This is a genomic window from Mycolicibacterium boenickei (assembly GCF_010731295.1).
Taxonomy (GTDB): Bacteria; Actinomycetota; Actinomycetes; order Mycobacteriales; family Mycobacteriaceae; genus Mycobacterium; species Mycobacterium boenickei.
Window position 1 is genome coordinate 2,724,057 of record NZ_AP022579.1, and the last position, 22,985, is coordinate 2,747,041.

A 22,985-nucleotide genomic window follows, 5' to 3' on the forward strand; every position below is an offset into this window, starting at 1 on the left:
TTACAACGAACGACCAGGGGGATCGGCAGTGGACTCGCGCGTCGGCACGACGTTCGGTAAGTACTCCATCACGCGTCTGCTCGGCAGGGGCGGAATGGGCGAGGTGTACGAGGCCTTCGACAACGACAAGAACCGCACCGTCGCTCTGAAGATCCTCGCCGACCAGTACTCACACGACACCACGTTCCGCACCCGATTCCAACGTGAATCCCACGCCGCCGCGGTCCTGCAAGAGCCGCATGTCATCCCCATCCACGACTGGGGTGAGATCGACGGCAACCTGTACATCGACATGCGTTTGGTGCAGGGTGTGACGCTGTCGGATCTGACCGCGCGCGGCCCGCTCCCGCCGGCCCGGGCGGTCGCCATCGTCACCCAGATCGCGGCCGCGCTCGACGCGGCGCACGCCGCCGGACTGATCCACCGCGACATCAAGCCGCAGAACATCATCGTCACCCCTGCCGATTTCGCCTACCTCGTCGACTTCGGCATCGCCGAGAGCCAGGGGGAGAGCCGGCTGACCACGGAGGGAAGCCGCATCGGCACGCTGAATTACATGGCGCCCGAACGGTTCACCGGGCAGACGGTGACGCCTGCGGTCGACTCGTACTCACTGGCCTGCGTGTTGTACGAATCGCTCACCGGACACGCACCGTTCCCCGGTGATGAGCTGGAAAGTGTGCTCGCCGCGCACATCTCCACACCGCCCCCGCGGCCCAGCGCGACGAATCCCGCAGTTCCCGCGACGTTCGACGATGTGATCGCGCGCGGCATGGCCAAGGACCCCGACGATCGGTACGGCAGCGCAGGCGGATTGGGTCGTGCCGCGCAGCGGGCCCTTCACGCCGGCTCGGCACCGCAGACCGCCACGCACCTGGCGCCGAACTTCGCGCCGACCCTCGCCGCTCCCGTCTACCCTCCGGTGCCTGATGCCCCACCTCCCGCGCAGCCCGAACCGCGCAAGCGTGGTTGGGTGCTGCCGACCGTCATCGCAGTGGCCGCCGCGCTGATCCTCGGCGGCATCGGCGTGGTCATCGGCATGCTCGCCAGGAACGCCGACCAGCCCCCGGATACCCCGGCCACCGCGTCGCCGGGCGATCCCGCGCACGGTGGCGGACCGCTGCCGCCCCTGGTCACCGGACCGGATCAGAGCAGCCTGCACCAGTCGTGCGACGACGGTTTCGCGGTGACCACCGCCACCGGGTTCGGCAGCCGCGCCGGACGCGGAACCCCGGAAACCTCATGCCTTTTCACCAACAGCGTGCTGACGTCGTACTGGGCCGAGTACGGCAACGCGAGCCCGTTGCCGCGCGCGGTGTCGGCGCCGGGTGCCGTGAATTGCGGAACGGTGCCCGGTGCGCTGTGTGACGGCTCCAACTTCCTGATGCACTGCCAGCAGTCCCCGGGCGACAGCTGGATCACCTGCACCGGCGGCAAGAATGCCCGCGTCTACCTCTGGTGAGCCGGGCAGTGTCCCGCCGGTAGGGCGCCCAGACGTTCGCCCAGCCAGGTGGCCATCGCAGTGAGCGCCGCGGTGCCGTCCTCGAACTTCCCCGAGTCCGGCAGCGCCGCCAACGCCACGGACACCATTCCCGCCGGGGTGGTCAGCACCCCGATCTGGCGAACCAGATAACCACCGGTCGGTGACGGTCCCCAGCCGCCTTTGAGCCGACTGTCCGCAAGCGTGCCGATGCCCCAGCGCTGGTCGGATTCGACGTGGCCCATGAGGTCGAACACCGGGTCGTTCTCCGCGTCGCACACGGCCACCGAGGTGAACTTCACCTGATCCGTCAGCGGCCAATCGGTCTGCCCCGATGCACTGAACTCGGGGCGCACCCGTTGGGATTGGACGATCGTCGGATCACCGGTCTGCCGCAGCACCGCCTCGACCTTGCCTGCGGCATCGGCCGGTGAGCCCAGGCTGTCCCAGATCGATTCCGCTGCGGCATTGTCGGATTCGGTGATGGCCTTGGTCATGGCCTCGGTGACGCGCCGGGGCTGCTCCTCGCGCAGCGCGGCGATGATCAACGGCACCTTGATCGTCGACCAGGCGGGGCCGCTTTGCCACTCGCCCAACGTCATCGGCTCCTGGCCGGGTCCGACCCGGCTGAGCGCGATGCCCACCACGGCATGCAGCTCGGGTTCCAGCCGGGCGAAGTCTGCGGCCAGCGACGTGGCAGCCGACGAGCGCTCCGGCGCGGTCCCGCGAGGACCGAGGTGAGTTCCGATGAAGACTCCCGCGGCGAGCGCGATCGCGGCCAGCACCGCGATCGCGGCCCACAGCCGTGGATTGCGACCGGAACTCACGGTGCGCCGCGGAGAAGTTCGAAGGTGAATTGGCGGCCGCAGATGCGGATGTCGTCACCGTCGCCGACGGTGGCGCTCGGGTGGATGCGTTCCTGCCGCACCTGCACACCGTTGGCCGACTGCAGATCGGTGATCACGAAACTGCTTCCGGTGTCGATGATCACCGCGTGGTGCCGGCTGACGTCGGCATCGTCGAGCACGATGTCGTTGTCCGGAAGCCGGCCGATCCGGGTGACGTTGGGTCGCAACGCATATCGTCGTCCCGCGGTGTCGCGCAACGCGGCAGCCGTCGTCGCCCTGCCCACGACGGTGCCTCCGGCACTCACGGTGCGCGCCGCGGTGGCCATGGCCGCCTGCTTGGTGTCCAGCCGCTCCTGCCGCAGGATGCGCTGATACAGCGCACTGAGGGTGGGGCCGGGGTCGATGCCGAGCTCCTCGGCCAGAACGGTTTTGACGCGCCGGTACGCAGCCAGCGCATCGGACTGCCGCTCAGCGACGTAGTAAGCGGTGATCAGCTGGGCCCACAGCGGTTCCCGGTACGGATGCCGGGCGGCGAGTTCTTCGAGGCCGGCGATGACGGTCGCGGCGCGCCCGCAGGCGATCTCAGCCTCGGCACGGCTGGTGTGCACCAGCACGTAGTCCTCGGTCAGGGCCGCGGCGAAGGCGTCGGCGAACGTGAACCCGCGCAGATCCTCGAGGACGTCGCCGCGCCAGTGGGTGAGCGCAGCCGAAAGATGCGTGCCGGCCGCCTCGAAACGTCCGGCCGCGGCGGCGTTGATGCCGGCGGCCTTCTCCGTGGCGAACCGGTCCAGATCACAACTTCCCTCGGTCACGTTCAGCCGGTAGCCGGGAGCGGCGTTGACCAGCACCGGTTGTGAGTCTCGTTCGGAAGCGCCGAGCAGCCGCCGCAGGTTGGACACGTGGGTGTGGATGGTGGCGCGGGCGGCGGGCACGGGTTCGCGGTCCCAGACGGCGTCGATGAGCGATTCGGTGCTGACCGCCCGGTTGCGGTTGATGAGTAGGAACGCCAGCACCGCGCGTTGTTTCGGCGTGCCCAGCCCCACGGGCGTGCCGTCCACCGTCACCTGCAGCGGCCCCAACAGACCGAACCCGAGACGAGTACCACTCATCACAAGCCTTCCGGTGTTCGGCGCGGTCCGCATCCCATTGTGACGCCGAGCGGCGGCACCGCAAGGATCTGTTGAGAATCCCGCAAGGTGTCGGCCTCACGGTGGTGGTGCACCCGGAACACGCCCGAAGGATCCGACATGACCACCATTTCGCACCTGCCCGCCCGGCACGACGACCCCGCCGGACTGGATTCGCTGCTCGACACGTTGGCGGGGGTCGCCGTCAGGGGAGAGGTCCCCGGACCCGAACTGCTGGCGCGGGTGGCCCGCGCCAAACCGGCACTGGCGGCGATGGCGACCGAGCCGAATGCCGGCGAGCCGTACTCCCGGACGATCTTGCGCGTCGACGACGAGGTCGAGATCATGCTGGCCCGATGGCGACCCGGCGAGCGCTGCGCACCGCACGACCACGGCGGCGCCGGCGGTTTCGTCATCGTGCTCCAGGGCCGATTCGAGGAGCGCCGGTTCGGTTGGCACGGGCCCCGGTTGCTCGTCACCAGCGCCGCCGAACACCCTGCCGGTACCGTCACCCGCATCACCAGCGACGTGATCCACGACATGGCCGGCCACGACGGGGGACTGACGCTGCACCTCTACAGTCCGCCGGCCACCAGCATGAGGGTGTTCGACCTCGATACCTCCGAGATGCTGGAGCTGGTCGGCAACTACGGCGCCTGGATCCCGGCCGGGGAACACCCGCGCATCCCGTTCGCCCGGATAGCACCCGAAAAGCATGCGGCGCCGGTTATCTGGGTGGCCCACACCACGCATTACCGGGGTGGATCGGCCGAGTTCGCGGTGGCGGCCGCGACGATGGCACGCGAGCTGGCGGCCGCCCATCCCGATGCCGAGATCAAGGTGTCGGGCCTGCACCACAAGGCGGACTTCGTCGCGGAACTCACCCGGATGACGGAAGCCGGCCGCGAGCTCGCCCAACTGCACCTCATCAGCCATTCCGGCATGTACGGACCGATGTTCGGGTCGACGGCCTGGCCCGAGCAACTCTCGCCGCACGAATGGCGCTCGCTGACAATCCCTTTCACCGCCACCGGGCAGGCCTACTTCCACGCCTGCCGGACCGCGCGCTGGTTCGCCCCGTTCTTCGCCAACGTGTTCGGCGTACCCACCTTCGGCAACCGCGACTACACCACGGTGTCGGCGCGCAAGGACCGGTTCTCCTGGGCGGGTCACCGGCCGGCGACCCGCACCGATCTGTACCTGATCGACGCGCCGGGCCGAAAGTCGCACGGGCCGTTGGGCAGCGTCCGCAAGTACCTGGGTGCCGCGGCGCAGCCACCGGTGCGCAGCGTGCCCGACCCTGACGGACCCGAGGGCTCCTACGACCCGGTGGCCGACCTGTACGACCGCGCCTATGCCGACATCAGGGTGCGGGGCGCGGAGTGGCGGTGGGTCGCCGAACGTGCAGCGCACCTTCGAGCCGACCTCGGGCGCGGGTTGCGGGTACTCGAAATCGGTTGTGGGACGGGCGCCTTGTTACGCGGCCTGGACGACGACGGGGTCCTCGACTCCGGCGTCGGCGTGGATTGCTCCTCGGGCATGCTGGCCCGGGCGCGCAGTGGTGCCCGGCACCGGCCGCGGCTACGGTTCTCCCGCGTCGACGGCCCCAACCTGGATCTCCCCGACGCCAGTGTCGATGTGGTGATCTGCTTCCTGTCTTTCCGGTACCTGGACTGGGATCCGGTGATGGCCGAGATCCGCCGGGTGCTGGCCCCCGGTGGCCGGTTGTGGGTGGTCGACATGGTCGAGCATCCGATCCGGCTCCGTGAGCTCGCGGTGCTCACCCGATCGGCCGTGGCGCATCTGTGGACCCGTCGGACCCGGCCACGGTTCGCCGCCGACCTGGCGGCGCTGACCAGCGACCCTGTCTGGCGGGAGATGCTGCGGCACAACCCGATCCGGGCCGAGCACGAGTACCGTTGGTACTTCGCCAGCCGGTTCCCCGGCGCCCGGCTGAAGCTGCTCACCGCGACGCTGTCGCAGCGGGTGCTGGCTTTCGACTCCGGACCGCTGGCCAAGGGGCACACGGCCCCGCTCACCTACCCATGACGCCGCAGCCGTGCCTGGGCATCGTCGACTGGGGCATCGGCGGCATCGGGCTGGTGCGGGAACTGGACCGATGCGCGCCCGGACTGCCGGTGCTGTACTGGTCGGACGCCGGGGCGATGCCCTACGGCCGGATGCGCACCGCAGACCTCAGGGCCCGGCTCGCGGCGGTGATCGCGGAGCTCGCCGAGAGAGGCGCCACCGAGGTGGTGTTGGCCTGTAACGCGGCGAGCACCGTCGTCTCGACCCTGTCGCAAGCCCCGGTGCCGGTGGAAGGCATCATCGGACACGGCTTGGCGTCCGTTCCCGACGGCATCCGTGGCCCGGTCGGCGTCATCGGCGGCCGCCGCACCATCGCCAGCGGCTGCTACCGACGCGGGCTGTCCCGGCCCGGCCGGCAGGTGCTGTCGCGGGTGGCCCAACCGTTGTCGGCGCATATCGAGGCCGGCAGCGTCGGCTCACCCGGGTTCGTCGCAGACCTGTACCGCATCGTCGGCCCGTTGCAGCGGGCACAGGCCCTGGTGCTGGCGTGCACCCACTATCCCGCCGTCAGTGAGTGGTTCAACGCCGCGCTGCCCGGCGCCGTCCTGATCGACCCGGCGCAGCGGATGGCCGCCGCGATCGCCGAACGCCATCCCGCGTCCCGGACCGGGCCGGCCGCCGAGCGCGCCTATCTGACCAGCGGTGATGCCGAGAGTATGCGGCGCGGTGCGGCGGTGGCCTGGGGCGTGGAACTCCACGCCACGAGAATCCATTGAGAATTCCGCAAGGGCCGCTACGCATGCTCGACGCCATGAGAACACACCGGCGTCACCTCCTCCCGTTCGTCACCGCCGCGGCGGCCCTCATCGCCCTCCCGGCAACCGCACACGCCTGCCCGTCGTCGACCAAGTTCGTCACCCCGTCAGGCAACATCTGGTGCCTGACGTCGAGGGGTTCGGACAGTGCCAACGGCGTGGTCTGCGAGATCCGCGACCACACCTACACCGCCCCGCCCAAGCCGGAGGACTGCCATCTGGACTGGGGCGACCGCGTCAGCCTGAAGCCGGGAAGCGCGCCCGTGGTGCATTGCCACGGCGACACCATTTTCGACGCCGGAATGCCCACGCTGTCCTACGGTCAGACGCGTTGGGCCGGACCGATCAAGTGCGAGGCGCAACCCTCAGGCGTCACCTGCACCGACACCCCCAGCGGGCATTTCTTCCGGATATCGCGCGAATCCCTCGAACTCGGCTAGAGCTTGCCGAATCCCTTCCGAAGGACCACCGCTCCCCGCTAGCGTGACACAGACCGGGTCCGATGTAACGGGGGAACAATGACGCGTGCTGCGGCGTGGGTTGGTGCTGGGGTTTTCGCTGCCGGGCTTTCGGCGGCCGTCCTCGCCGGGGCGGGAACGGCGACCGCCGATGAGGGTGGCGCGTCGAAGCCGGACACGAAGCCGTCGGCCACGCAGAACGACACCGCCCAGAAGCCTCAGCCCCGGAAAGCCCGGGCGGTGAAACCCCGGCCCAAGCCCGAGGTATCCGATCGCCCCGTGCGGCAGCTCGCCGATTCAGTTCGGACCAAGGCGCGCAGTGCCATTCGTGAGTCTGTCCGCGACGTTCGTGCCACGGTGCGCGAAGTCGGCGATACCGCCAAAGACGTGGTCGAGGACTCCGTCCCGCGCTTCACCGAGAAGGCCCCACCAGCCGCCGAAATCCGGGTCCGGCCCCCGATCAAGATCCGGTCGGCGTTGACGGCGTCAAAGCCGACCACTTCCGTGGAACTCACCCCCGAACCGGCCCCGTCCTCGCCGACCGCGGCGCAGCCGAACGACCCGGTCGAGGCGATCCACGACGTGATCCGCAGCCTGGGCGCACTGACGCTCAATCCCGAGCCGCAGAACTATCCCAAGCCGCTGTCGGTGATCACCGGCGCCGTGTTCGACACCGTCGCCGCCTTGGAACGTGCCGTAGGCGGCGACCCGGTGGTCCCACCGGGTCTGCGGGACAGCGTCGAGGTCAGCACCTCCACCCTGGTCATCTCCGAAGGCCATGAAGTCGAATCCAATTGGTATTTCCCCACATCCGCCAATGGCGAGCCACCGACCCGATTGATCTACCTGCAGCACGGCTTCCTGGCCAATGGGCCGCTCTACAGCTACACCGCGTCCTATCTGGCTCAGACGACCAACAGCATCGTCGTCACCACCACGTTCACGTCGAACCCGTTCGAGGCCGACGGCATGTGGCTCGGCGGTGACAACCTGCACGAGGCGGTCGCCCAGTTGTTCCTCGATCCCGACCGTACGGCCCTCAACGCCAGCATGGACACTGCGGAGCTGAAGGCCGGCCGTACCGAGAACCTCGATGTGCCCATGCAGTTCGTACTCGTCGGGCACTCGCTGGGCGGCGGATTCGCGCCAGGGGTCGCCGGGTACTACGCCGAGGGTTTGACCCGCCGGCGCGATCAGGGTCTGGATGCGCCCAACGACCTTGCCGGCGTGGTGATCTACGACGCGGTGCCGATGGGCTCGATCATTCCCGACGCCATGGAACGGCTCGACGAGCTCGAGACGAACGGGACGGCCGACCCGAGCGACGACGACCCCAATGACTACATCCCGATCTACGAGATCGGTGCGCCGCTGAACTTCCTCAACGTCTTCAGCGACGTCAACGACCAGCTCACCGATGCCCGGCCCGGACAGTTCACCGGCGTCATCCTCGAGGACGGCGTGCACATGGACCCGATGCAGGGCGGCAATCCGTTGATCCAGGCCGCCGCGTATCTCATTGCCGGGTTCCCGCAGCCGCAGAACCCGCTGGCTGTCCGTGAGCTGTCGGCCGGGTGGATCAACGACATGTTCGACGAGAAGATCGATCCCACCACCGGGACATGCCACACCGATTGCGCCGGGCAGTACGGCGACGGCGACGACTCGTTCACCATCCCCACCGACAAGGGCGACGCCGTGGCGGTGTTGATCGGCACGCAAAAGTCCACTGATCTCACGTCATTGCACGCCATCAGCGTCACGGACTTCATCTCCGCGATCCCGTCCGGGGTACTCAACGGGCTACAGACCACCTGTGATCTGTTCACCGGGGACAGATGCTCGGTGTAGCTGACCTTCCGTAAGGACGGGTGTAGTGCCAGGCAACGGACGTAGTGTTCAACCATGACCGAGGCACTGCCCAAGACTGGTTTGGAATTGCGCTCGTTGGTGACACCCGACGGCACGCTTGAACTGTCGTTGCACGACGTCGAGATACCCGCGCCGGGTGCCGACGAAGTCGTGGTCCGGGTCGAGGCGTCGCCGGTCAATCCATCGGACCTGGGCCTGCTGATTCCTGCCGCCGCTGACATGGCGGCCGCGACCGTCGCGGGCACGCCGGAGCGTCCCGTCGTCACCGCACCGCTGCGGGAAGGCGCCCTGGCCGGTATGGCCGCCCGCGTCGGCGACTCGCTTCCGGTGGGCAACGAAGGTGCGGGCACGGTGGTGGCCGCGGGAACCTCACCGGCCGCGCAGGCCCTGCTGGGCAAAACGGTGGGGATCGCCGGCGGTGCGATGTACGCGCAGTACCGGGTGGTCAATGCCGCGGCTTGCCTGGTCCTGCCCGAGGGGGCCACGGCCAAGGACGGCGCCTCGTCGTTCGTCAACCCGCTCACCTCGCTGGGCATGCTGGAAACCATGCGCGCCGAAGGACATTCGGCCCTGGTGCACACCGCCGCAGCGTCGAATCTCGGCCAGATGCTCGTCAAGGCGTGCCTTGCCGACGGAGTGCCACTGGTCAACATCGTCCGCAAGGCCGAACAGGAGGAGATCCTGCGCGGCCTCGGTGCGACGCACGTCTGCAACTCGGCATCCCCGACCTTCGAGGCGGACCTGGTCGAGGCGCTCAAGGCGACATCGGCCACGTTGGCCTTCGACGCCACCGGCGGCGGCACCCTGGCCAGCCAGATCCTCAACGCCATGGAACAGGCGGCCAACGCGACCGCGACCCAGTACTCCCGCTACGGGTCTGCCGTGCACAAGCAGGTGTACATCTACGGCAGCCTCGACACCAGCCCCACGGTGCTGACCAGAAACTTCGGAATGGCCTGGGGCGTGGGCGGTTGGCTGCTCACCCCGTTTCTCGCCGGGGCCGCTCCAGAGACCATCGCCCGGCTGCGCGCCCGCGTCGCCGCCGAGCTCACCACGACATTCGCGAGTAATTACACCCAAGAGGTGTCGCTGCCCGGGCTGCTCAAACCCGAGGCGTTCAACAGCTACCTCAAGAAGGCGACCGGCGAGAAATACCTGGTGACCCCTCAGGCGACCTGAGCGCCGACCTGTTGGTCGAGCCCAGGGGGGCTCCGTAGCTGTCGATCCGATGCCTGCTCGCACGGTCGGCCGCGACATTCGTCAGCGCAGTTTCGGCCCGCAACGATTCGGCGCCGCGATTGAGTCAAAAACCACTGGTAAACAATGGTTTTGATCATCGCAGCAAATCGCTTCGGGCTGCGACGGTGCCGGAATGTGGGACCGGCGTCCCGGACCTGGGCATTCCGTCCCAGGATCTCAACATTTGCTGACGGGGCGTTGTATCGGTGTTACGTTCGGCAAATGAACCCAAAGCTGATGAAACGCACAGGTGCGCTGGCTGCAGCTTTCGCCATTGCCGGGGCCGCTGCCGTCGCATGTTCGGATTCCCAGAAAGAAGGGGCCAAGGACGCACTGTCGAGCGCGACCAGCGCCGCCTCCTCCGCGGTCGATGCCGGAACGAGTGCGGCCAAGACCGGAGCGAGCTCTGCCTCGAGCGCGGTGTCGTCCGCCATGGCCGGCGCCCCGAGCACCATCAACGCGCCCGGTATCGGGGAGGTGACGCTGGACGGTCCGACTGCGGAGGCATTCACCAAGGCCGGCGGGGAGGCGAAGTTGGGTCTTCCGACGGCGCAACCGGAGAAGGTCGGCGACGGCACGGTGCAGGCATTCGCCAACGGCACCATCTATTCGTCACCCTCGACCGGTGCGCATGTGGTGCAGGGTGAGATCTTGCGGGTCTACACCGCCAACGGCGGCCCAGCTGGTCAGCTGGGTTTCCCCACCGCCGACGAGGCCGAGACGGCCGGAGGTCCCGACGTCGCCAAGGGTGGGTGGATCAGCGAATTCCAGCACGGCACCATCACGTGGCTGAACAACGGTGACGGCACCTTCGCCGAAACCGTGACGCCCAAGTAGGTCGGCCGCCCCACCGGCGCACTCAGCAGATTGGGTGCGCCAGGTGGGCCCGTCGTTTGCTGCGCACTTGCCAGGGTGTGGATGCACAATCAGCGAGAACGCATCCACCTCTGACAGGACGGTCGACCTTCGTGCCCACCATGTCCGCGGCCGCCGAAAGTTCACATGGCACCGCTCACGCCCTGCGCCCAGCGATCGTCATCGGTGCGCTGGGCGTCGTGTTCGGTGACATCGGCACCAGCCCCATCTACACCGTGCAGACGGTGTTCAACCCGGCCGATCCGCACCCAGTGCCGCTCAACGATGCCAACGTCTACGGGGTGGTGTCGTTGATCTTCTGGTCGGTGATGCTGATCGTCACCCTGACCTACGTCACTCTCGTGATGCGCGCCGACAATCATGGCGAGGGCGGCATCATGGCACTGATCACGCTGCTGCGCCGTGGCAGCGGAACCCGTGGCCGACGCACCACGATGCTCCTGGCCGCCCTCGGATTGTTCGGGGCGGCACTGTTCTTCGGTGACTCGATGATCACCCCGGCCATCTCGGTGCTGTCGGCCGTCGAGGGGCTCAAGGTCGTCGAACCCGGGCTCGAAGCGTGGGTGGTACCGATCACCGCGGTGATCATCGTCGGGCTGTTTCTCGTCCAACGCCAAGGCACCGCCGTGGTCGGCCGGTTCTTCGGGCCGGTGATGATCGCGTGGTTCACCGCCATCGGCGCGTGCGGGGTCGCCGGTATCGTCGCCAACCCCGGAATTCTGGCCGCACTCTCCCCGTCATACGCAATTGCGTTCTTGGCCGGGCACTTTCACATCGCGTTCTTCGCGCTCGCCGCGATCGTGCTCTCGGTGACCGGTGCCGAGGCGCTCTATGCCGACATGGGTCATTTCGGGCGCCGCGCCATCACCGTCGGGTGGTTGGGACTGGTGCTGCCGGCGTGCACGCTGAACTATTTCGGGCAGGGCGCCCTGATTCTGGCCGACGAGACGAAGTCGAGCGCACCGTTCTTCCTCCTCACCCCGGGCTGGGCGCAGATCCCGATGGTGGTGCTGGCGACGGCGGCGACCGTCATCGCGTCGCAGGCGGTGATCACGGGCGCGTTCTCGGTGGTCTCGCAGGCCGTGCAGCTCGGATACCTGCCGCGCCTGCGCATCACCCACACCTCGGCGTCGACCATCGGCCAGATCTATGTGCCGTGGATCAACTGGATGTTGATGTTGTCGGTGCTGACGCTGGTGTTCGCCTTCGAATCGTCCGCAGCGCTCGCCTACGCATTCGGCATGGCGGTCGTCGGCACCATCACCATCACCACGGTGCTGTTCCTGTATCTGGCCCGGCAGCAGTGGCATTGGCCGCTGTGGGTGTTGGTGCTCGGCGGCGGGGCGTTGCTGACGGTCGACCTGCTGTTCTTCGCCGCCAACCTCACCAAACTCGTGCACGGCGCTTGGCTGCCGCTGGTCATCGCCGTCGCCGCCTTCATCGTGATGACCACGTGGCAGCGGGGCCGGACGTTGGTGACCGCGTCACGTCGTGAGATCGAAGGTCCGCTGCGGCCGTTCGTCAGCGAAATCGCCCGACAGCGGCCGACTTTGGCCCGGATACCGGGAACGGCGGTGTTTCTCAATCGCGGCGACGACACGGTGCCGCTGGCCATGCGCGCCAACGTCGAACACAATCGCGTCGTGCACGAACATGTGCTGATCGCTTCGGTGGAGACGGAACCCGTTCCGCGCGTGTCCGATGTGAACCGCATATCGGTGGACGACCTCGGTTACCGCGACGACGGCATCCTGCATGTCACGATCCGCGCGGGCTACATGGAACGGCCGGATGTGCCGGCAGCGCTCACGCTGGTGCCCGCCGAGGAAACCGAAGGCGGCATCGACCTCGACGGTGCGTCGTACTTCCTGTCGCATCTCGACCTGGTTCCAGGCCCTGAACGCAACATGGTTCCTTGGCGCAAGCGCCTTTTCATCGCCACCTCGCTCGTGACGGCTGACGCGGCAGGCTATTTCAACCTGCCTGCGGACCGCACCGTGATCGTCGGGTCACGGATGGAGGTCTAGCCGGGCGCTCGAGCGCTACCGGCGCTTACCAGACGCGCACGTAGTCCACGAGCATGTCGGCCGGGTAGGTACCCCCGCTGGGGTCTTCTCCGCCGGATCCGGCGACCGCGAGGTTCAACACGACGAACATCGTGTAGCCCGGCTGGTTGAACGGCCAGTCGGGCAGCTGGCTCGCCGAAACCTCGAAGTACGGCTTCGCGCCTTCGGTGTAGTCCTGCCAGAACCGGGCGCCGTTGGCGTCCCACTGGGTGCGCCAGGTGTGCCAGGCGGTGTCCACGGCGATGTTGTGGGTCTCCCACTCGCCGCCGTTCGACTTGGCGTGCACCGTGGTCGCAGACGGCCATTTGCCGTTGCCGTACCACTCGACGATGTCGAGTTCACCTTCGCCCAGGGTGCCGAGCCAGAAGGCCGGCCAGGCGCCCGGCGTCAGGCAGTTGAACTTGATCCGGGCTTCCCAGGTGTGTCCGGCGCCGCCTTCCCACACGCTCGCCAGTTTGGCGCCGTAGTAGGTGTCGCCTTCCTTCGTGGCCCGGATGACGAGGTTTCCCTTGCCGTCGAGGAAGGCGTTCTTGCGGTCGTCCCGGTACTGGCCGATGCGGCCGGGCACCTCCCAGTAGGTGGGGTCCTTGATGGTCTCGCGGGCCTTGGCGATGGTCCACTTCGACGTATTCGGCGACGAGCCGGCAGGGCCGTCGAATTCATCCGCGAACACGTAGCTCGCCGCAGCTTGCGGCGCTGCGGGCGCCGGAAGGCGCGGTGCCTGGGGCTTGGTCGGGAGGGCCTGAGCTTGTGGAGCGGGAAGTGCCGCCGCCATCACGCCCAGACCTGACAGCATCATCATTTTTCGGCGATCCAAGTTGGCCATGTTGGACCACCTTAGCGGTGCGGCGTGCGCAGGTAGGGATCGAACGGTTTTGCCAGCGGGCCGTTCGGTTCAGATCAATTCCATAGGAAACGCTTCATGCCTGCTCAGCCAGCGCGGGGACAGTGGGTTGTATGACCACGCCGATCGAATATTTGCGCCGAGGCATCCGGCGGCCCGGTGCGCTGACTGCTGCGCTGGTGGCCGTCGGGGCGTTCATCACCATCCTGCTCGGCGTAGGCGTCGGCGGGGAGTGGGCGACCGTGCTGGCCTCACTCGCCGGCTTCGCCACCGCCATCACGATGATCGCGGCCGTGGTGATCAGCTGGGAGCGCGTCGTCGTCAGCGCCCGCAGCGCCGGGCTGGTCGAGTCCGAGGTCGAATCCCGCTGACTTCCGGCTGGATCTGCCAGCTGAACCGGGCGCCCTCCGCGGCGAACGTCCCGGCCAATCCTGCTGTGCCCGAGGCGCCTTCGTGTGAAATGCTCTGCGCGTCAATTTATCGGCACCGGGCCGGGGCGACTTCAGGGAGTGCGATCGTGAAACGTGTCATGAGCATTGTTCCGGCGATGGTTCTGGCCGGAACGGCCGTCGGTTTCGCGAGCCCGGCTCTCGCCGAAGAACTGAACGGCACCTACCGCTACGACCACGACGGTCCGTCGACGTGGAGCACCTGGACCGTCACCTCCTGCGGCGCGGGATGCGCCGACGTGGCGGCCACCGGCGGTGCGACGTGGGCGCCGTACGGCGGTCAGGCCCATCTGGACAGAGGGCGGTGGACGATGGTGAGCCCCTGGCCGGACGCGGGAACCTGTGAGGGCACCCCGCTGACCGCCTCGCGCACCCTGTCCTGGGACGACGCGACGCTGAAAGGCACGGGCTACGCGACCTGGGAGGCCAGCGACTGTGGCCCGGCTGAGCGCAGCGAGCGGTTCTCGTTCACGTTGACCAAGCTGTCCTAGAACCGGGCTCGGCCTGCGTCCAGCTCTGCCATAGTCATGGATCGTGGGCAGTCAGAACATGCACTACGTGCGACGGTCGTTCTGGGCCCTGGTGGGTGTCGCGGTCCTGGGTTTCGGCTCGGCCGTACTGCGCGTCGCGCAGGTCGGTGTGGATCCCTACACCGCGGCCAACATCGGCATCAGCAACACGATCGGTCTCGACCTCGGCACCTACCAGCTGATCAGCAACGCGGTGCTGCTGATCCCGGTCTTCTTCCTGGGCCGTATGTACATCGGGATCGGCTCGATCATCAACATGGTCATGACCGGGTACTTCGTCCAATGGTTCTCGGCGCTGCTGAGCCCACTGCTGCCGAGCGAGCCGACCCGGCTGGTGCAGACCGTGCTGTTCCTCATCGGGATCACGTTGTTCGCCGCCGGTGCCTCGATGTACATGACCGCGGCGCTGGGCAATGCCCCCTACGACGCGATCGCGCCCATCATCGTCGACCACACCCGGCTCCCGTATCGGGTGGTGCGCGTGGCCCAGGACCTCTCGTTCGTCGCGCTGGCGTTGGCATTCCACGGACAGGTCGGCATCGGGACCGTGATGACCGCGTTCTTCGCGGGGCCGCTGATCGACTTCTTCACCGAGAAGGTCAACAAGCCGCTGATGAAGAAAGACCTGGCGGCCCTCGAGGCCTTCCAGCAGCGCGTCAAGACCACCCGCTGGCATTTCTGACCGCCTGAGGCGCTTCCCGCGCTGGCCTACGATGCCCAGGTGGGAGCAGGATCCTGGCCGGCGCACATTCCGGTGGCGACCGTCGGGCGGCCGGCAACCGCACGGGCGGGTGTGCCCCGCCCGGGAATCACCCGTGTACTGCAGGATCGCAGTGGTCTGGTGATCGTGGCCGCGCCCGCGGGATACGGCAAGACCACCGCCGTGGCGCAGTGGGACGACGTCGACGAGCGTCCGTTTGCCTGGGCCCGGCTCGACAACCTCGACAACGACCCCGCCCATTTGCTGTTGCATCTGGCCACGGCGCTGAATCAGTCGCGGCCCATTGACCCGGCGGTGCTGCAGTACCTGCAGGGCGCGGGTCGCGCCGAAAGCCAACTGGTGTCGGCGTTCGTCCAGGCGCTCGAAAGCTGTGGGCCCGTGGTGCTGGTGCTCGACGACGTTCATGCGCTGTCAGCGGACGCAGCCGTCGACACTCTGCGCGCGGTGGTGGACCTGGCCCCGAATTCGACGACACTGGCGCTGGTCGGCCGGCAGATCCCGGCACTGGATCTGGCCCGGCGCCGACTGCAGGGCTATGTCGTCGAGATCGGAATTCCGGAACTGAAACTGTCCGGGCCAGAGGGAACGGCCGCCTTCGCGGCGCTCGGCGCCGGGATGGACAAGGCCACGATCGCCCGGGTTCTCGACAAATGCGAAGGCTGGGCGGCCGGTGTGGTGATGGCGGCGTTGGTGCTGCGCGACGGCGCACCCGCCGAGGCGGTGACCGGCCGGCACCGGCTGGTGGCCGACTATCTGGTGGAGGAAGTGCTCAGTCAGCTCGAACCCGAGACTGCCACGTTCATGATGGAATCAGCCATCCTGGACCGCTTTTGCGCCGACGAGCTCGACGCGCTGCTGGGGCGGAGCGATTCGGCCGCGATGCTCGACGCCATCACCCACTCGGGCAACATGTTTCTGGTTTCCCTTGATGACCAAGGCATCTGGTTCCGGTACCACCAGCTGTTCGGTGACCTGTTGCGCGCACGGCTCCGTGATCGGGATCCCGAGCGATTCCGGGAGCTGGCGGGGCGAGCCGCCGATCGGCTGGCGAACGCCGGTGACATCGACGGTGCCCTGGCCCAGGCGCTGGCCGCAGAAGACCGGGCCCAGGCCGCCGCGCTGGTGGGCATCGACGCGGTGCGGTTGGGTTTCGACGGCCGGGCCGGGGTCCTGGCCCGGCGGCTCAGCTTGATCGATGAGCAGACCTTCACCGACTACCCCGACGCCGCGATCGCGCGCGCCTGGCTGGGCGTGATGACCGGCGACGCCGAGTTGATCCAGCGGTCACTGCTGACCGCGAGCGCAGCCGACTGCGGCCAACCGCTGGCCGACGGCACACCGTCGGTCGAGGTGGCCGCGGCTCTGATCGGGTCGCTGATCGGTGTCGGGGGAGTGGGTGAGGTGATCCGCCATGCCGAAACTGTCTGTGGTGCAGGCGATCACCTGGTCAACCCATGGTGGGGTGCCGCGACCACGATGAAGGGGACGGCGCTGTCCATGCTCGGCGAGCCCGAACAGGCGCGAGCCACACTGGAATCGGCGCTACCGGTGCTCGACGACCTCCCCGGATTCCAGGCCGCCGCGCTGGCGCACCTCGCCGCACTCGACCTCGGCGAGGGTGACCTGTCGGCCGCCGTCGCCCACACCAACGCCGCGCGCTCGATCGTCGACTCCCGCGACTTGTCCGACATGGTCCCGATGGTGGTGGTCTACGCGGTCGACGCGTTGGTCCGGGCCCGGCGCGGGAACGTGGCCGGGGCGCGTTCGGCGGCCCGCGCGACGGAGCGTCTCCTCGAGCGGCTGGGCGATCTGTCCGCCCGGACCGCCCTGACTGCCCATGTGCTGGTCGCGGGCGCCGCCGTCGAAATCGACGACACCGAACTGTGCGACCGTCACCTGGGCGAGGCGCAACGCGCTCATCGGCGTGAGCCCGAGGCCGTCGGGATCGGTCGGTGGCTGGACCGGATCCGGGACTTGTCTACCGCGCGCGCCGCTCGGGGTGCTCGGCCGTCGCTGACGACGGCCGAGCTCCGGCTGCTACCTCATCTGGCCACGCATCTGTCACTGCAGCGCATCGCCGATGAGCTCGTCATCGGCCGGGAAACCGTGAAGAGCCAAGCGAAGTCGATCTACCGCAAGCTCGGAGTCTCCTCCCGAGCCGCCGCGGTGGCCGAGGCCGACCAGCTCGGGTTGCTCAGCGAGAGCGCGCGAGCCGCCGCGAGAACGGCAACAGCATCAGAAACTCGACGATCAACACCACGGTGATCATCACGATCACTTTCGCGTCATCGAAGTTCTGCCCGGCCACTACGAATGCCGCTGCGGCATTGCGCTGAGCGGTCCCCAGCGCCAGCACCTGTCGCGTCCCGGAACCGCCCATGAGCCAACCGATCCCGGCGCAGATCACCGTGTACACGATGGCCGCCAGAATGCCGAACGTGCCGAAAACCGATAGCACGCTGTTGAAATGGGCAGCGATCGTGAACACGATCACCAGGATCATGCTCACGGTGGACACCTTGCCGATCACCGGGCGGATGCGGTCGGCCACACCGGGACCGCGAGCCCGCAGCAGCAGGCCCGCGGCCAGCGGGATGAGCATCAGCACCACCAGAGACACCGCGATCTGGGCGGGGTTGACCGCGGTGCCCGCCACGAAGATGGGCAGCACCAGCGGCACATAGCCGACCGTGACCACCATCAACAACACCATCAGGCCCACCGCGAAGGCCATGTCGGCCTTCGCGAACTCGGCGAGCTTGATCAGGAACGGTGCGCCGGCCGCCAGCCCGCACAGCAGCAGCCCGATCCCGAGCGGCTCATCCAGATCGAACACCTTCCACAGCCCGAACGCAGCCAACGGCGCCAGCACGAAGTTGGCCGCGAGCGACAGTGCAACCAGGCGAACGTTCTTGAGCGGGGCCAGAATCTGGCCGACGGTCAATCCCAGACCGACGGCCAGAGTGCTGGACACCACGAAGAAGACGACGGCGATGTTCGAGCCCCGCAGGAGGAGATCGTTCATGTCGGCTCCTATCAAGCCATCGTGACGAGGTTGCGCCAGAAGGACTTCAGGCTGTCACTGGCGCCGAACAGCGTCGTGAAATGGGTCGAGTCGACCAGCACGATGTCGCCGGCACGGTCACCGGACGGTGGCATGTGGATCATCGCGTTGAACTCGGTGTTGCCCGCAAGGGTGAACGGGTGCGGCCGGGTCATGTCGATCGGTTGCCGGGCCAGCACCCGCAGGTCCGGCCCCTCGGGCGCGGTCAGCTCGTAGTGCGGCAGATGCGGATGCAGGGCCAGCGTGCTGACATCGCGCAGCAGCCCCGCGGAATCCAGATCGCGGAAAGCGGTCAGCGGCACAATCTGTCTGGTCCCCTCGACCGTGGCGGGCCGCAGACCCCAGGTGTTGTGCACCGGGATGTTCAGTCCGGACAACAACGACCGGGCATAGCCGCTGAAGCGCTGGATCCGAGGTGTCAGCGGATCACCGTGGTGCAGGTACTCCATCTGCTGCTGCTCTTTGTCGTCGATGAACCCGACGTCGTGATGCGGTGCCAGCATCAGGCAGGTGCCCTCGCGCTTCAGCCACTGCTGGATCGCGGCGATCTCCTCTTCGGTCGCGGCCTCGTCGCCGAGCAGGTGGTCCAGGCCGAAGATCATCAGGGTGTCGGTGTCGTTCAGGATGCGCTCGTCGATCGGCAGCCGGTACCCGGCCTGATCGACCCGCTGGAACACCGCCACCGGATGCCCGGTCGCTTCGCCGGCCACGTCCTGGAAGTTCAGGGACGACCGGTGGAACAGTTCCAGCGTTCCGTCGATGCCTTGCAGGAAGTCGCGCGGGTCATACTCAGGTCCCGCATACGCGGGCCACGTCGCCAGACGAACTTCCGTCATGGTCGAGAACCGGTTGTACAGTTCCGCGGGGTCGCGCTGGACCTCCCACGGGTAGCTCCACGACCAGTAGATGCTGACGCGGCGTTTGCCGTTGCGCGGGCGGGCGATGTGTGCCTGGTTGTAGGTGCGAGCGTATGAGCTCATGCTGCCTCCTTTGTTCCGAGGGTCTTGAGATGACGCAGCGCGTTCAGGCCGGGCAGGAAGAAGTACGCCCCGCCGCGCAGCGTGGTGAACGCGGGCAATCCCTTGTGTACTTTGCGGATCGGCCGTTTCGGGATGGTGAAGTCCAGCGTGCCGTCCTGGGTGCCGCAGATGGGATCGTGTTCGTTTCCGAGTTCCTGGAACGCCGCGTCGTTGATCCAGACGTTCTGGGCGAACTCGAACTGACGGACCAGACTGGCGCAGATCAGGAACATCCCGACCCCGCGTTCGACGCCGTCGTCGGCGACGCCTTCGGGCAGCGCGGGCCCGTAGGTACCGCTACGCCGGATCAGCCTGCGCCGATTCGGATTCGGCTCCGTGTCGCGCGGATTCAGCCGGCGAGCATGGGAACCGAGCGGGCAGGCATAGCCGAACGGATCCATCTTTCCGTAGTCGAAATCGTTGTTACGCATCGGATCCGCACCCAATTCCGGATCGTCGTGGTCGGGTGCCAGCACCAACGGTGCGCCGCTGCGCCAGCGGCCCATGAACTTTGCGGCGAGCAGCTCCTCGCCCTCGGCGCCCTCGGCGTTCTGCCTCAGGTAGTCGCGGAAGACCCCGACGTGTTCCTCCAACCGGCGGTAGGCCAGGTAACTGCCGTTGCGTGAAAGCACCTCGGGGGTGGGCTGGTTCGACACCAGCCCCTCCTCATCCGGATAGCCGAGGATGAACTCGCCCGGGGCCAGGTACCCGCCGGCGCCGGGTATCAACGCCTCACCCGAACCCTCGATCTGCGGCTGGGACACCGGATCGCGGTACCCGAAATGGTCGTGGTCGTACTCGAAGGGTGCGGTCGCGGCCAGATCCAGATGCGACAGGGACCGTACCCCGGGGCAGCGGGCCAGCAGCGCATCGTGTTCGCCGACGCACCGCACTCGTTCCTGCTCGTCCCTGGCGAACAGGATGACGATCGCGTGCAGATCGTCGCCCGCAAGCCCGCCCACCCAGTGCTCGGGAGCCGCCGCGCCGGTGTCCCCGAGGATGTCGGCCCGTGACGCCATGCCCTCGCGGAACTCGTCGGGGAACGACGCCAGTGACTTCTCGTCAACTCCTAGTGCCCGCAACCCATTCCAGGTGAATGCCAGGTTGACCCACCGCTTGAACACGTTGACCGTCTCACGGACGTCGGTGGCCGACTGGACCAGCGGCACCATCTCGGACAGCCAGGCTCGCCCCGCTTCGGGGGTGTCGAAGGACAGGAACTCGTACCGACCGGTCAAGTGGGGCGTCCCGGTCAGCATGATGTGCTGGATATCGTCGAATTCGAGCTCGCTCATTGCATTTGGTCCAGCATGTCGGAGAATGCGGCCTTGAGCCGCAGCGCCTTCTTGACCTCCTCGGACGTCACGTACGGGTATTCGCCGTACTCCAGGAAGCTGGGCACCTGGTGGTCGCGGACGAACATGATGAACGCTTCGGGGTTGGTCTTCCAGTCCTCCGGGAAGTCCTCCAGGTTGACGAACGCGGTGGTGATCCCCGTCGAGCTGAACAGCTTGACGGCGTCCTCGGTGTACTTGTCGAAGTCGGTGTCGAAGATGCCCTGGTACTGGAAATGCAGACCGGAGCCGACGTCGAACAGATTCCACCGCAGGTAGTGCAACTTCAGCGGGGCCAGCACGTCGGGCTGCGCGGCGACCGCCGCCTCGAGCTGCTTGCCGTAGGCCCGGATCGCCTCCTCCCGGCCCTCCTTCACCTTGGCGATGATGTTGAAGCCGTAGCACGCGGGGGTGCGGGGGAAGACCGGCCCGTACCGCCCCCGGGTCAGTTCGAAGTAGCCCTCCTTGGGGATGGCAAGAGCTGCGGGCTGGGACCAATCGTTGTTTCCGTTGTGCGCCATGGCAACGAGATTATGAACGCGCGGGCCCCGCGTCGTCCCCCAATTCGGGGGAAAACCGCCTGTCAGAGGGCTGGGGCACTGATATGTGCATCACAAGAGCCCGCCCCGCAAATGGGGTAGCCCGCTACTCGATACATTCCGGGCCCGCGGCAAGACGATGCAGTGAGGATCGGCGGCGCCGGCGGCGCTGCCCCGCGAAAGGAATGAACGATGGTCAGGGTTTCGCAGCGATTCTCAGTGGGGCTGGCGACGACGATGTTGGTGGCGGGCAGCGTCGGGTTGGCCGGTGTGGGCTCGGCCCAGGGCTCCTGGCCCGGATGTCCACCGGACAACCCGTCAGGCCCGTGCCGATGGTGTCCCGGGGATCCTCCCGTGCAGACCGGAAATCTCCGGGTGAACCCCGTGATCTGGGATGCGAACATCTGCCACACCTACTGGTACGTCACGCCCGGCCAGGGCAATGTCGCGCAGAACATCTGGGACGGCGAGATCCCGCCGCCGCCACCGCCACCGCCGCCGGGGATCAGCTTCCCGTGTCTGCCGTGGTGCATATGACCGGAGCTCGGCCTCAGGCGAGCCGCTCCACTTCGACGAAGACGATCGCATCGACGTCGCCTCGGTTCTCGACGGTGTGCTCAGAGCCGGCGGGGCGCGAATAGCTCTGGCCGGCTACGAGTTCCGCGACGATCTCGATTCCGTCGGCGGTGACGACGTGCATCGTGTCGGTGACCAGCGGGACAACCACGTACTCGTGATCGTGCCGGTGCATCGGGATAGCGCCACCCGGTTCGATCGTCCACTTGGTGACCCGGAACCAGTCGTTTTCGAGCTGGATCTCGCCGTGCGATCCGGTTGTCATGCCGGCTCCGGATCGAGCATCGCGACGTGATCGCCTTGCCATTGGTAGCGCACGCTGGTGACGGCGGCGGGTGGGCAGGCGTTGCACGCGCCGGGGGTCTTGTAGTCGAGTACGACGGTGTCGTCGGTGGTCCGCGCGGTGTTCAACGACGTGAACCCGTAGGCCTTGGACGTCGCCGTGCCGAGATAGTCGCCGTGGTGGAACATCAGGGCGGTGACAGGAGAGCTGCCGGTGGCTCCCTCGACGGTCACCAATGCGGTCGACAGGGTGGCGCACGGATTGAAATTGCCCTCGACCATGCGGGGGTCGGCCGACCATCGCCAGTCCGTTCCCGGGTAGGGCGCCAGATGTTGTGCCGCCGCCGCGATCTGGGGCGCGGCAAGGTTGACTCCGCATTCACCTGGAGGCACGGCGGAAGCCGGCGGCGCCAGCGTCAAACCCGCGCACACAACCGAACCTGTCCACACCGCAGACAATCTCATATCGGATGCCTCCCCTCCGTGAGTTAGTCAGAAGTCAGGCGTGCTGACGTCTTCGAGTTCCTGCTCGGGGCCGGTGGGCGCGACCGGCGCGGTAGGGGTCGCCTGGACTTCGGCCGAACCGCACTCGGTGCCGCTGACCCCGGGCGGGCACAGACCGTTGCTGCTCGGTGAGTTCGGCACCAGGTAGGGCACGCAATTGCCGGTGTAGGTGTCGTTGTCCTCGCCGTTCGGGCAGGCCGCCAGGGCGGTCGAGGGCGCGGGTAAGGCGGCGATCGGTGCCGCGATCGCCACGGCGAGCCCGGCGGCGAGCAGCAGTTGTCGAACCCAATGATGTTCAGGTCTCATGTCGTTTC

At 67.5% G+C, this 22,985-nt stretch carries 23 protein-coding genes; 13 read left to right on the plus strand and 10 right to left on the minus strand.

The annotated features are described in order from the left end of the window. Positions 1-28: 28 nt before the first annotated feature. Positions 29-1,462, plus strand: coding sequence for a serine/threonine-protein kinase (locus G6N57_RS12935; protein WP_097926398.1), 1,434 nt, complete (start codon positions 29-31; stop codon positions 1,460-1,462). Here the strand turns inward: G6N57_RS12935 and G6N57_RS12940 are convergent. Together G6N57_RS12940 and G6N57_RS12945 are read right to left on the minus strand one after the other, a co-directional pair. After that, positions 1,450-2,307, minus strand: a complete 858-nt coding sequence (locus G6N57_RS12940; protein WP_097926397.1) for a serine hydrolase — start codon at positions 2,305-2,307, stop codon at positions 1,450-1,452. The genes G6N57_RS12935 and G6N57_RS12940 overlap by 13 nt on opposite strands. After that, a complete protein-coding gene (locus G6N57_RS12945; RefSeq protein ID WP_077742853.1) occupies positions 2,304-3,437 on the minus strand; it encodes an AfsR/SARP family transcriptional regulator in 1,134 nt (377 codons plus the stop codon). The genes G6N57_RS12940 and G6N57_RS12945 overlap by 4 nt, the downstream gene beginning before the upstream one ends. 138 nt (positions 3,438-3,575) lie before the next feature. On the opposite strand from G6N57_RS12945, the gene G6N57_RS12950 reads away from it, so the two are divergent. The 7 genes from G6N57_RS12950 to G6N57_RS12980 all read left to right on the plus strand — a co-directional run bounded on the left by G6N57_RS12950 (position 3,576) and on the right by G6N57_RS12980 (position 12,770). Next, complete coding sequence (locus G6N57_RS12950; RefSeq protein ID WP_077742854.1) at positions 3,576-5,504, plus strand: methyltransferase domain-containing protein; 1,929 nt, start codon at positions 3,576-3,578, stop codon at positions 5,502-5,504. Continuing rightward, entirely contained in the window at positions 5,501-6,259 is a 759-nt protein-coding gene (locus G6N57_RS12955) for a glutamate racemase (protein WP_077742855.1), read from the plus strand. Before G6N57_RS12950 ends, G6N57_RS12955 begins: the two co-directional genes overlap by 4 nt. 35 nt (positions 6,260-6,294) lie before the next feature. Continuing rightward, complete coding sequence (locus tag G6N57_RS12960) at positions 6,295-6,738, plus strand: DUF6636 domain-containing protein (protein ID WP_133118381.1); 444 nt, start codon at positions 6,295-6,297, stop codon at positions 6,736-6,738. A gap of 78 nt (positions 6,739-6,816) precedes the next feature. After that, positions 6,817-8,607, plus strand: coding sequence for a hypothetical protein (locus G6N57_RS12965; protein ID WP_077742857.1), 1,791 nt, complete (start codon positions 6,817-6,819; stop codon positions 8,605-8,607). Positions 8,608-8,661: 54 nt separating this feature from the next. Beyond that, on the plus strand, positions 8,662-9,807 hold the full coding sequence (locus tag G6N57_RS12970) for a zinc-binding dehydrogenase (RefSeq protein WP_077742858.1): 1,146 nt from the start codon (positions 8,662-8,664) through the stop codon (positions 9,805-9,807). Between the two features lie 282 nt (positions 9,808-10,089). After that, positions 10,090-10,704: an LGFP repeat-containing protein gene (locus G6N57_RS12975; protein WP_077742859.1), complete on the plus strand. Its 615-nt coding sequence runs from the start codon at positions 10,090-10,092 to the stop codon at positions 10,702-10,704. Positions 10,705-10,844: 140 nt separating this feature from the next. Next, complete coding sequence (locus G6N57_RS12980) at positions 10,845-12,770, plus strand: potassium transporter Kup (RefSeq protein WP_077742860.1); 1,926 nt, start codon at positions 10,845-10,847, stop codon at positions 12,768-12,770. A gap of 25 nt (positions 12,771-12,795) precedes the next feature. Here the strand turns inward: G6N57_RS12980 and G6N57_RS12985 are convergent, their stop codons facing one another. Further along, positions 12,796-13,635 carry a glycoside hydrolase family 16 protein gene (locus G6N57_RS12985; RefSeq protein WP_077742861.1) on the minus strand — a complete coding sequence of 280 codons (840 nt, stop codon included), beginning with the start codon at positions 13,633-13,635 and terminating at the stop codon, positions 12,796-12,798. Positions 13,636-13,766: 131 nt separating this feature from the next. Here G6N57_RS12985 and G6N57_RS12990 point away from each other — a divergent pair, with 131 nt between their 5' ends. From G6N57_RS12990 to G6N57_RS13005, 4 genes are all read left to right on the plus strand, one after another. Further along, complete coding sequence (locus G6N57_RS12990) at positions 13,767-14,024, plus strand: hypothetical protein (RefSeq protein ID WP_077742862.1); 258 nt, start codon at positions 13,767-13,769, stop codon at positions 14,022-14,024. 158 nt (positions 14,025-14,182) lie between these two features. Continuing rightward, positions 14,183-14,593 carry a hypothetical protein gene (locus tag G6N57_RS12995; protein ID WP_133118380.1) on the plus strand — a complete coding sequence of 137 codons (411 nt, stop codon included), beginning with the start codon at positions 14,183-14,185 and terminating at the stop codon, positions 14,591-14,593. A 43-nt stretch (positions 14,594-14,636) separates the two neighbouring features. Continuing rightward, positions 14,637-15,314, plus strand: a complete 678-nt coding sequence (locus tag G6N57_RS13000) for a YczE/YyaS/YitT family protein (protein WP_234815838.1) — start codon at positions 14,637-14,639, stop codon at positions 15,312-15,314. A gap of 39 nt (positions 15,315-15,353) precedes the next feature. Next, positions 15,354-17,618 (plus strand): winged helix-turn-helix domain-containing protein, encoded by a 2,265-nt coding sequence (locus tag G6N57_RS13005; protein ID WP_077742864.1) that lies wholly within the window; start codon positions 15,354-15,356, stop codon positions 17,616-17,618. Here G6N57_RS13005 and G6N57_RS13010 read toward each other — a convergent pair. From G6N57_RS13010 to G6N57_RS13025, 4 genes are read right to left on the minus strand one after another with little or no spacing between them, the layout of a single operon-like run. After that, positions 17,548-18,378 (minus strand): bile acid:sodium symporter family protein, encoded by an 831-nt coding sequence (locus G6N57_RS13010; protein WP_077742865.1) that lies wholly within the window; start codon positions 18,376-18,378, stop codon positions 17,548-17,550. The two genes, G6N57_RS13005 and G6N57_RS13010, sit on opposite strands and share 71 nt — an antisense overlap. 11 nt (positions 18,379-18,389) lie before the next feature. Continuing rightward, complete coding sequence (locus G6N57_RS13015) at positions 18,390-19,397, minus strand: hypothetical protein (RefSeq protein ID WP_077742866.1); 1,008 nt, start codon at positions 19,395-19,397, stop codon at positions 18,390-18,392. Beyond that, a complete protein-coding gene (locus G6N57_RS13020) occupies positions 19,394-20,731 on the minus strand; it encodes a Dyp-type peroxidase (protein ID WP_077742867.1) in 1,338 nt (445 codons plus the stop codon). The genes G6N57_RS13015 and G6N57_RS13020 overlap by 4 nt, the downstream gene beginning before the upstream one ends. Further along, the gene (locus tag G6N57_RS13025; protein WP_077742868.1) at positions 20,728-21,291 is read right to left on the minus strand and encodes a hypothetical protein; all 564 of its coding nucleotides are present in this window, start codon (positions 21,289-21,291) and stop codon (positions 20,728-20,730) included. Before G6N57_RS13025 ends, G6N57_RS13020 begins: the two co-directional genes overlap by 4 nt. 210 nt (positions 21,292-21,501) lie before the next feature. On the opposite strand from G6N57_RS13025, the gene G6N57_RS13030 reads away from it, so the two are divergent. After that, positions 21,502-21,846, plus strand: coding sequence for a hypothetical protein (locus G6N57_RS13030; RefSeq protein ID WP_133118379.1), 345 nt, complete (start codon positions 21,502-21,504; stop codon positions 21,844-21,846). A gap of 13 nt (positions 21,847-21,859) precedes the next feature. On the opposite strand, the gene G6N57_RS13035 is transcribed toward G6N57_RS13030, so the two are convergent. The 3 genes from G6N57_RS13035 to G6N57_RS13045 are packed head-to-tail and all read right to left on the minus strand — an operon-like array spanning position 21,860 to position 22,977. Beyond that, a complete protein-coding gene (locus G6N57_RS13035; protein ID WP_077742870.1) occupies positions 21,860-22,150 on the minus strand; it encodes a cupin domain-containing protein in 291 nt (96 codons plus the stop codon). Continuing rightward, the gene (locus tag G6N57_RS13040) at positions 22,147-22,632 is read right to left on the minus strand and encodes an LppP/LprE family lipoprotein (RefSeq protein WP_077742871.1); all 486 of its coding nucleotides are present in this window, start codon (positions 22,630-22,632) and stop codon (positions 22,147-22,149) included. The genes G6N57_RS13035 and G6N57_RS13040 overlap by 4 nt, the downstream gene beginning before the upstream one ends. 27 nt (positions 22,633-22,659) lie before the next feature. Continuing rightward, positions 22,660-22,977, minus strand: a complete 318-nt coding sequence (locus G6N57_RS13045) for a hypothetical protein (RefSeq protein ID WP_077742872.1) — start codon at positions 22,975-22,977, stop codon at positions 22,660-22,662. Positions 22,978-22,985 lie beyond the last annotated feature (8 nt).

Bases quoted from the DNA above. Each gene is read 5' to 3' on its own strand.
- G6N57_RS12980 (WP_077742860.1), top strand. From the start codon at position 10,845: ATGTCCGCGGCCGCCGAAAGTTCACATGGCACCGCTCACGCCCTGCGC.
- G6N57_RS12995 (WP_133118380.1), top strand. From the start codon at position 14,183: ATGAGCATTGTTCCGGCGATGGTTCTGGCCGGAACGGCCGTCGGTTTC.
- G6N57_RS13025 (WP_077742868.1), bottom strand. From the start codon at position 21,291: ATGGCGCACAACGGAAACAACGATTGGTCCCAGCCCGCAGCTCTTGCC.
- G6N57_RS12965 (WP_077742857.1), top strand. From the start codon at position 6,817: ATGACGCGTGCTGCGGCGTGGGTTGGTGCTGGGGTTTTCGCTGCCGGG.
- G6N57_RS12955 (WP_077742855.1), top strand. From the start codon at position 5,501: ATGACGCCGCAGCCGTGCCTGGGCATCGTCGACTGGGGCATCGGCGGC.
- G6N57_RS13045 (WP_077742872.1), bottom strand. From the start codon at position 22,977: ATGAGACCTGAACATCATTGGGTTCGACAACTGCTGCTCGCCGCCGGG.
- G6N57_RS12990 (WP_077742862.1), top strand. From the start codon at position 13,767: ATGACCACGCCGATCGAATATTTGCGCCGAGGCATCCGGCGGCCCGGT.
- G6N57_RS12975 (WP_077742859.1), top strand. From the start codon at position 10,090: ATGAACCCAAAGCTGATGAAACGCACAGGTGCGCTGGCTGCAGCTTTC.
- G6N57_RS12985 (WP_077742861.1), bottom strand. From the start codon at position 13,635: ATGGCCAACTTGGATCGCCGAAAAATGATGATGCTGTCAGGTCTGGGC.
- G6N57_RS13040 (WP_077742871.1), bottom strand. From the start codon at position 22,632: ATGAGATTGTCTGCGGTGTGGACAGGTTCGGTTGTGTGCGCGGGTTTG.
- G6N57_RS13035 (WP_077742870.1), bottom strand. From the start codon at position 22,150: ATGACAACCGGATCGCACGGCGAGATCCAGCTCGAAAACGACTGGTTC.
- G6N57_RS12960 (WP_133118381.1), top strand. From the start codon at position 6,295: ATGAGAACACACCGGCGTCACCTCCTCCCGTTCGTCACCGCCGCGGCG.
- G6N57_RS12945 (WP_077742853.1), bottom strand. From the start codon at position 3,437: ATGAGTGGTACTCGTCTCGGGTTCGGTCTGTTGGGGCCGCTGCAGGTG.
- G6N57_RS12970 (WP_077742858.1), top strand. From the start codon at position 8,662: ATGACCGAGGCACTGCCCAAGACTGGTTTGGAATTGCGCTCGTTGGTG.
- G6N57_RS13030 (WP_133118379.1), top strand. From the start codon at position 21,502: ATGGTCAGGGTTTCGCAGCGATTCTCAGTGGGGCTGGCGACGACGATG.
- G6N57_RS13020 (WP_077742867.1), bottom strand. From the start codon at position 20,731: ATGAGCGAGCTCGAATTCGACGATATCCAGCACATCATGCTGACCGGG.
- G6N57_RS13015 (WP_077742866.1), bottom strand. From the start codon at position 19,397: ATGAGCTCATACGCTCGCACCTACAACCAGGCACACATCGCCCGCCCG.
- G6N57_RS12950 (WP_077742854.1), top strand. From the start codon at position 3,576: ATGACCACCATTTCGCACCTGCCCGCCCGGCACGACGACCCCGCCGGA.
- G6N57_RS13010 (WP_077742865.1), bottom strand. From the start codon at position 18,378: ATGAACGATCTCCTCCTGCGGGGCTCGAACATCGCCGTCGTCTTCTTC.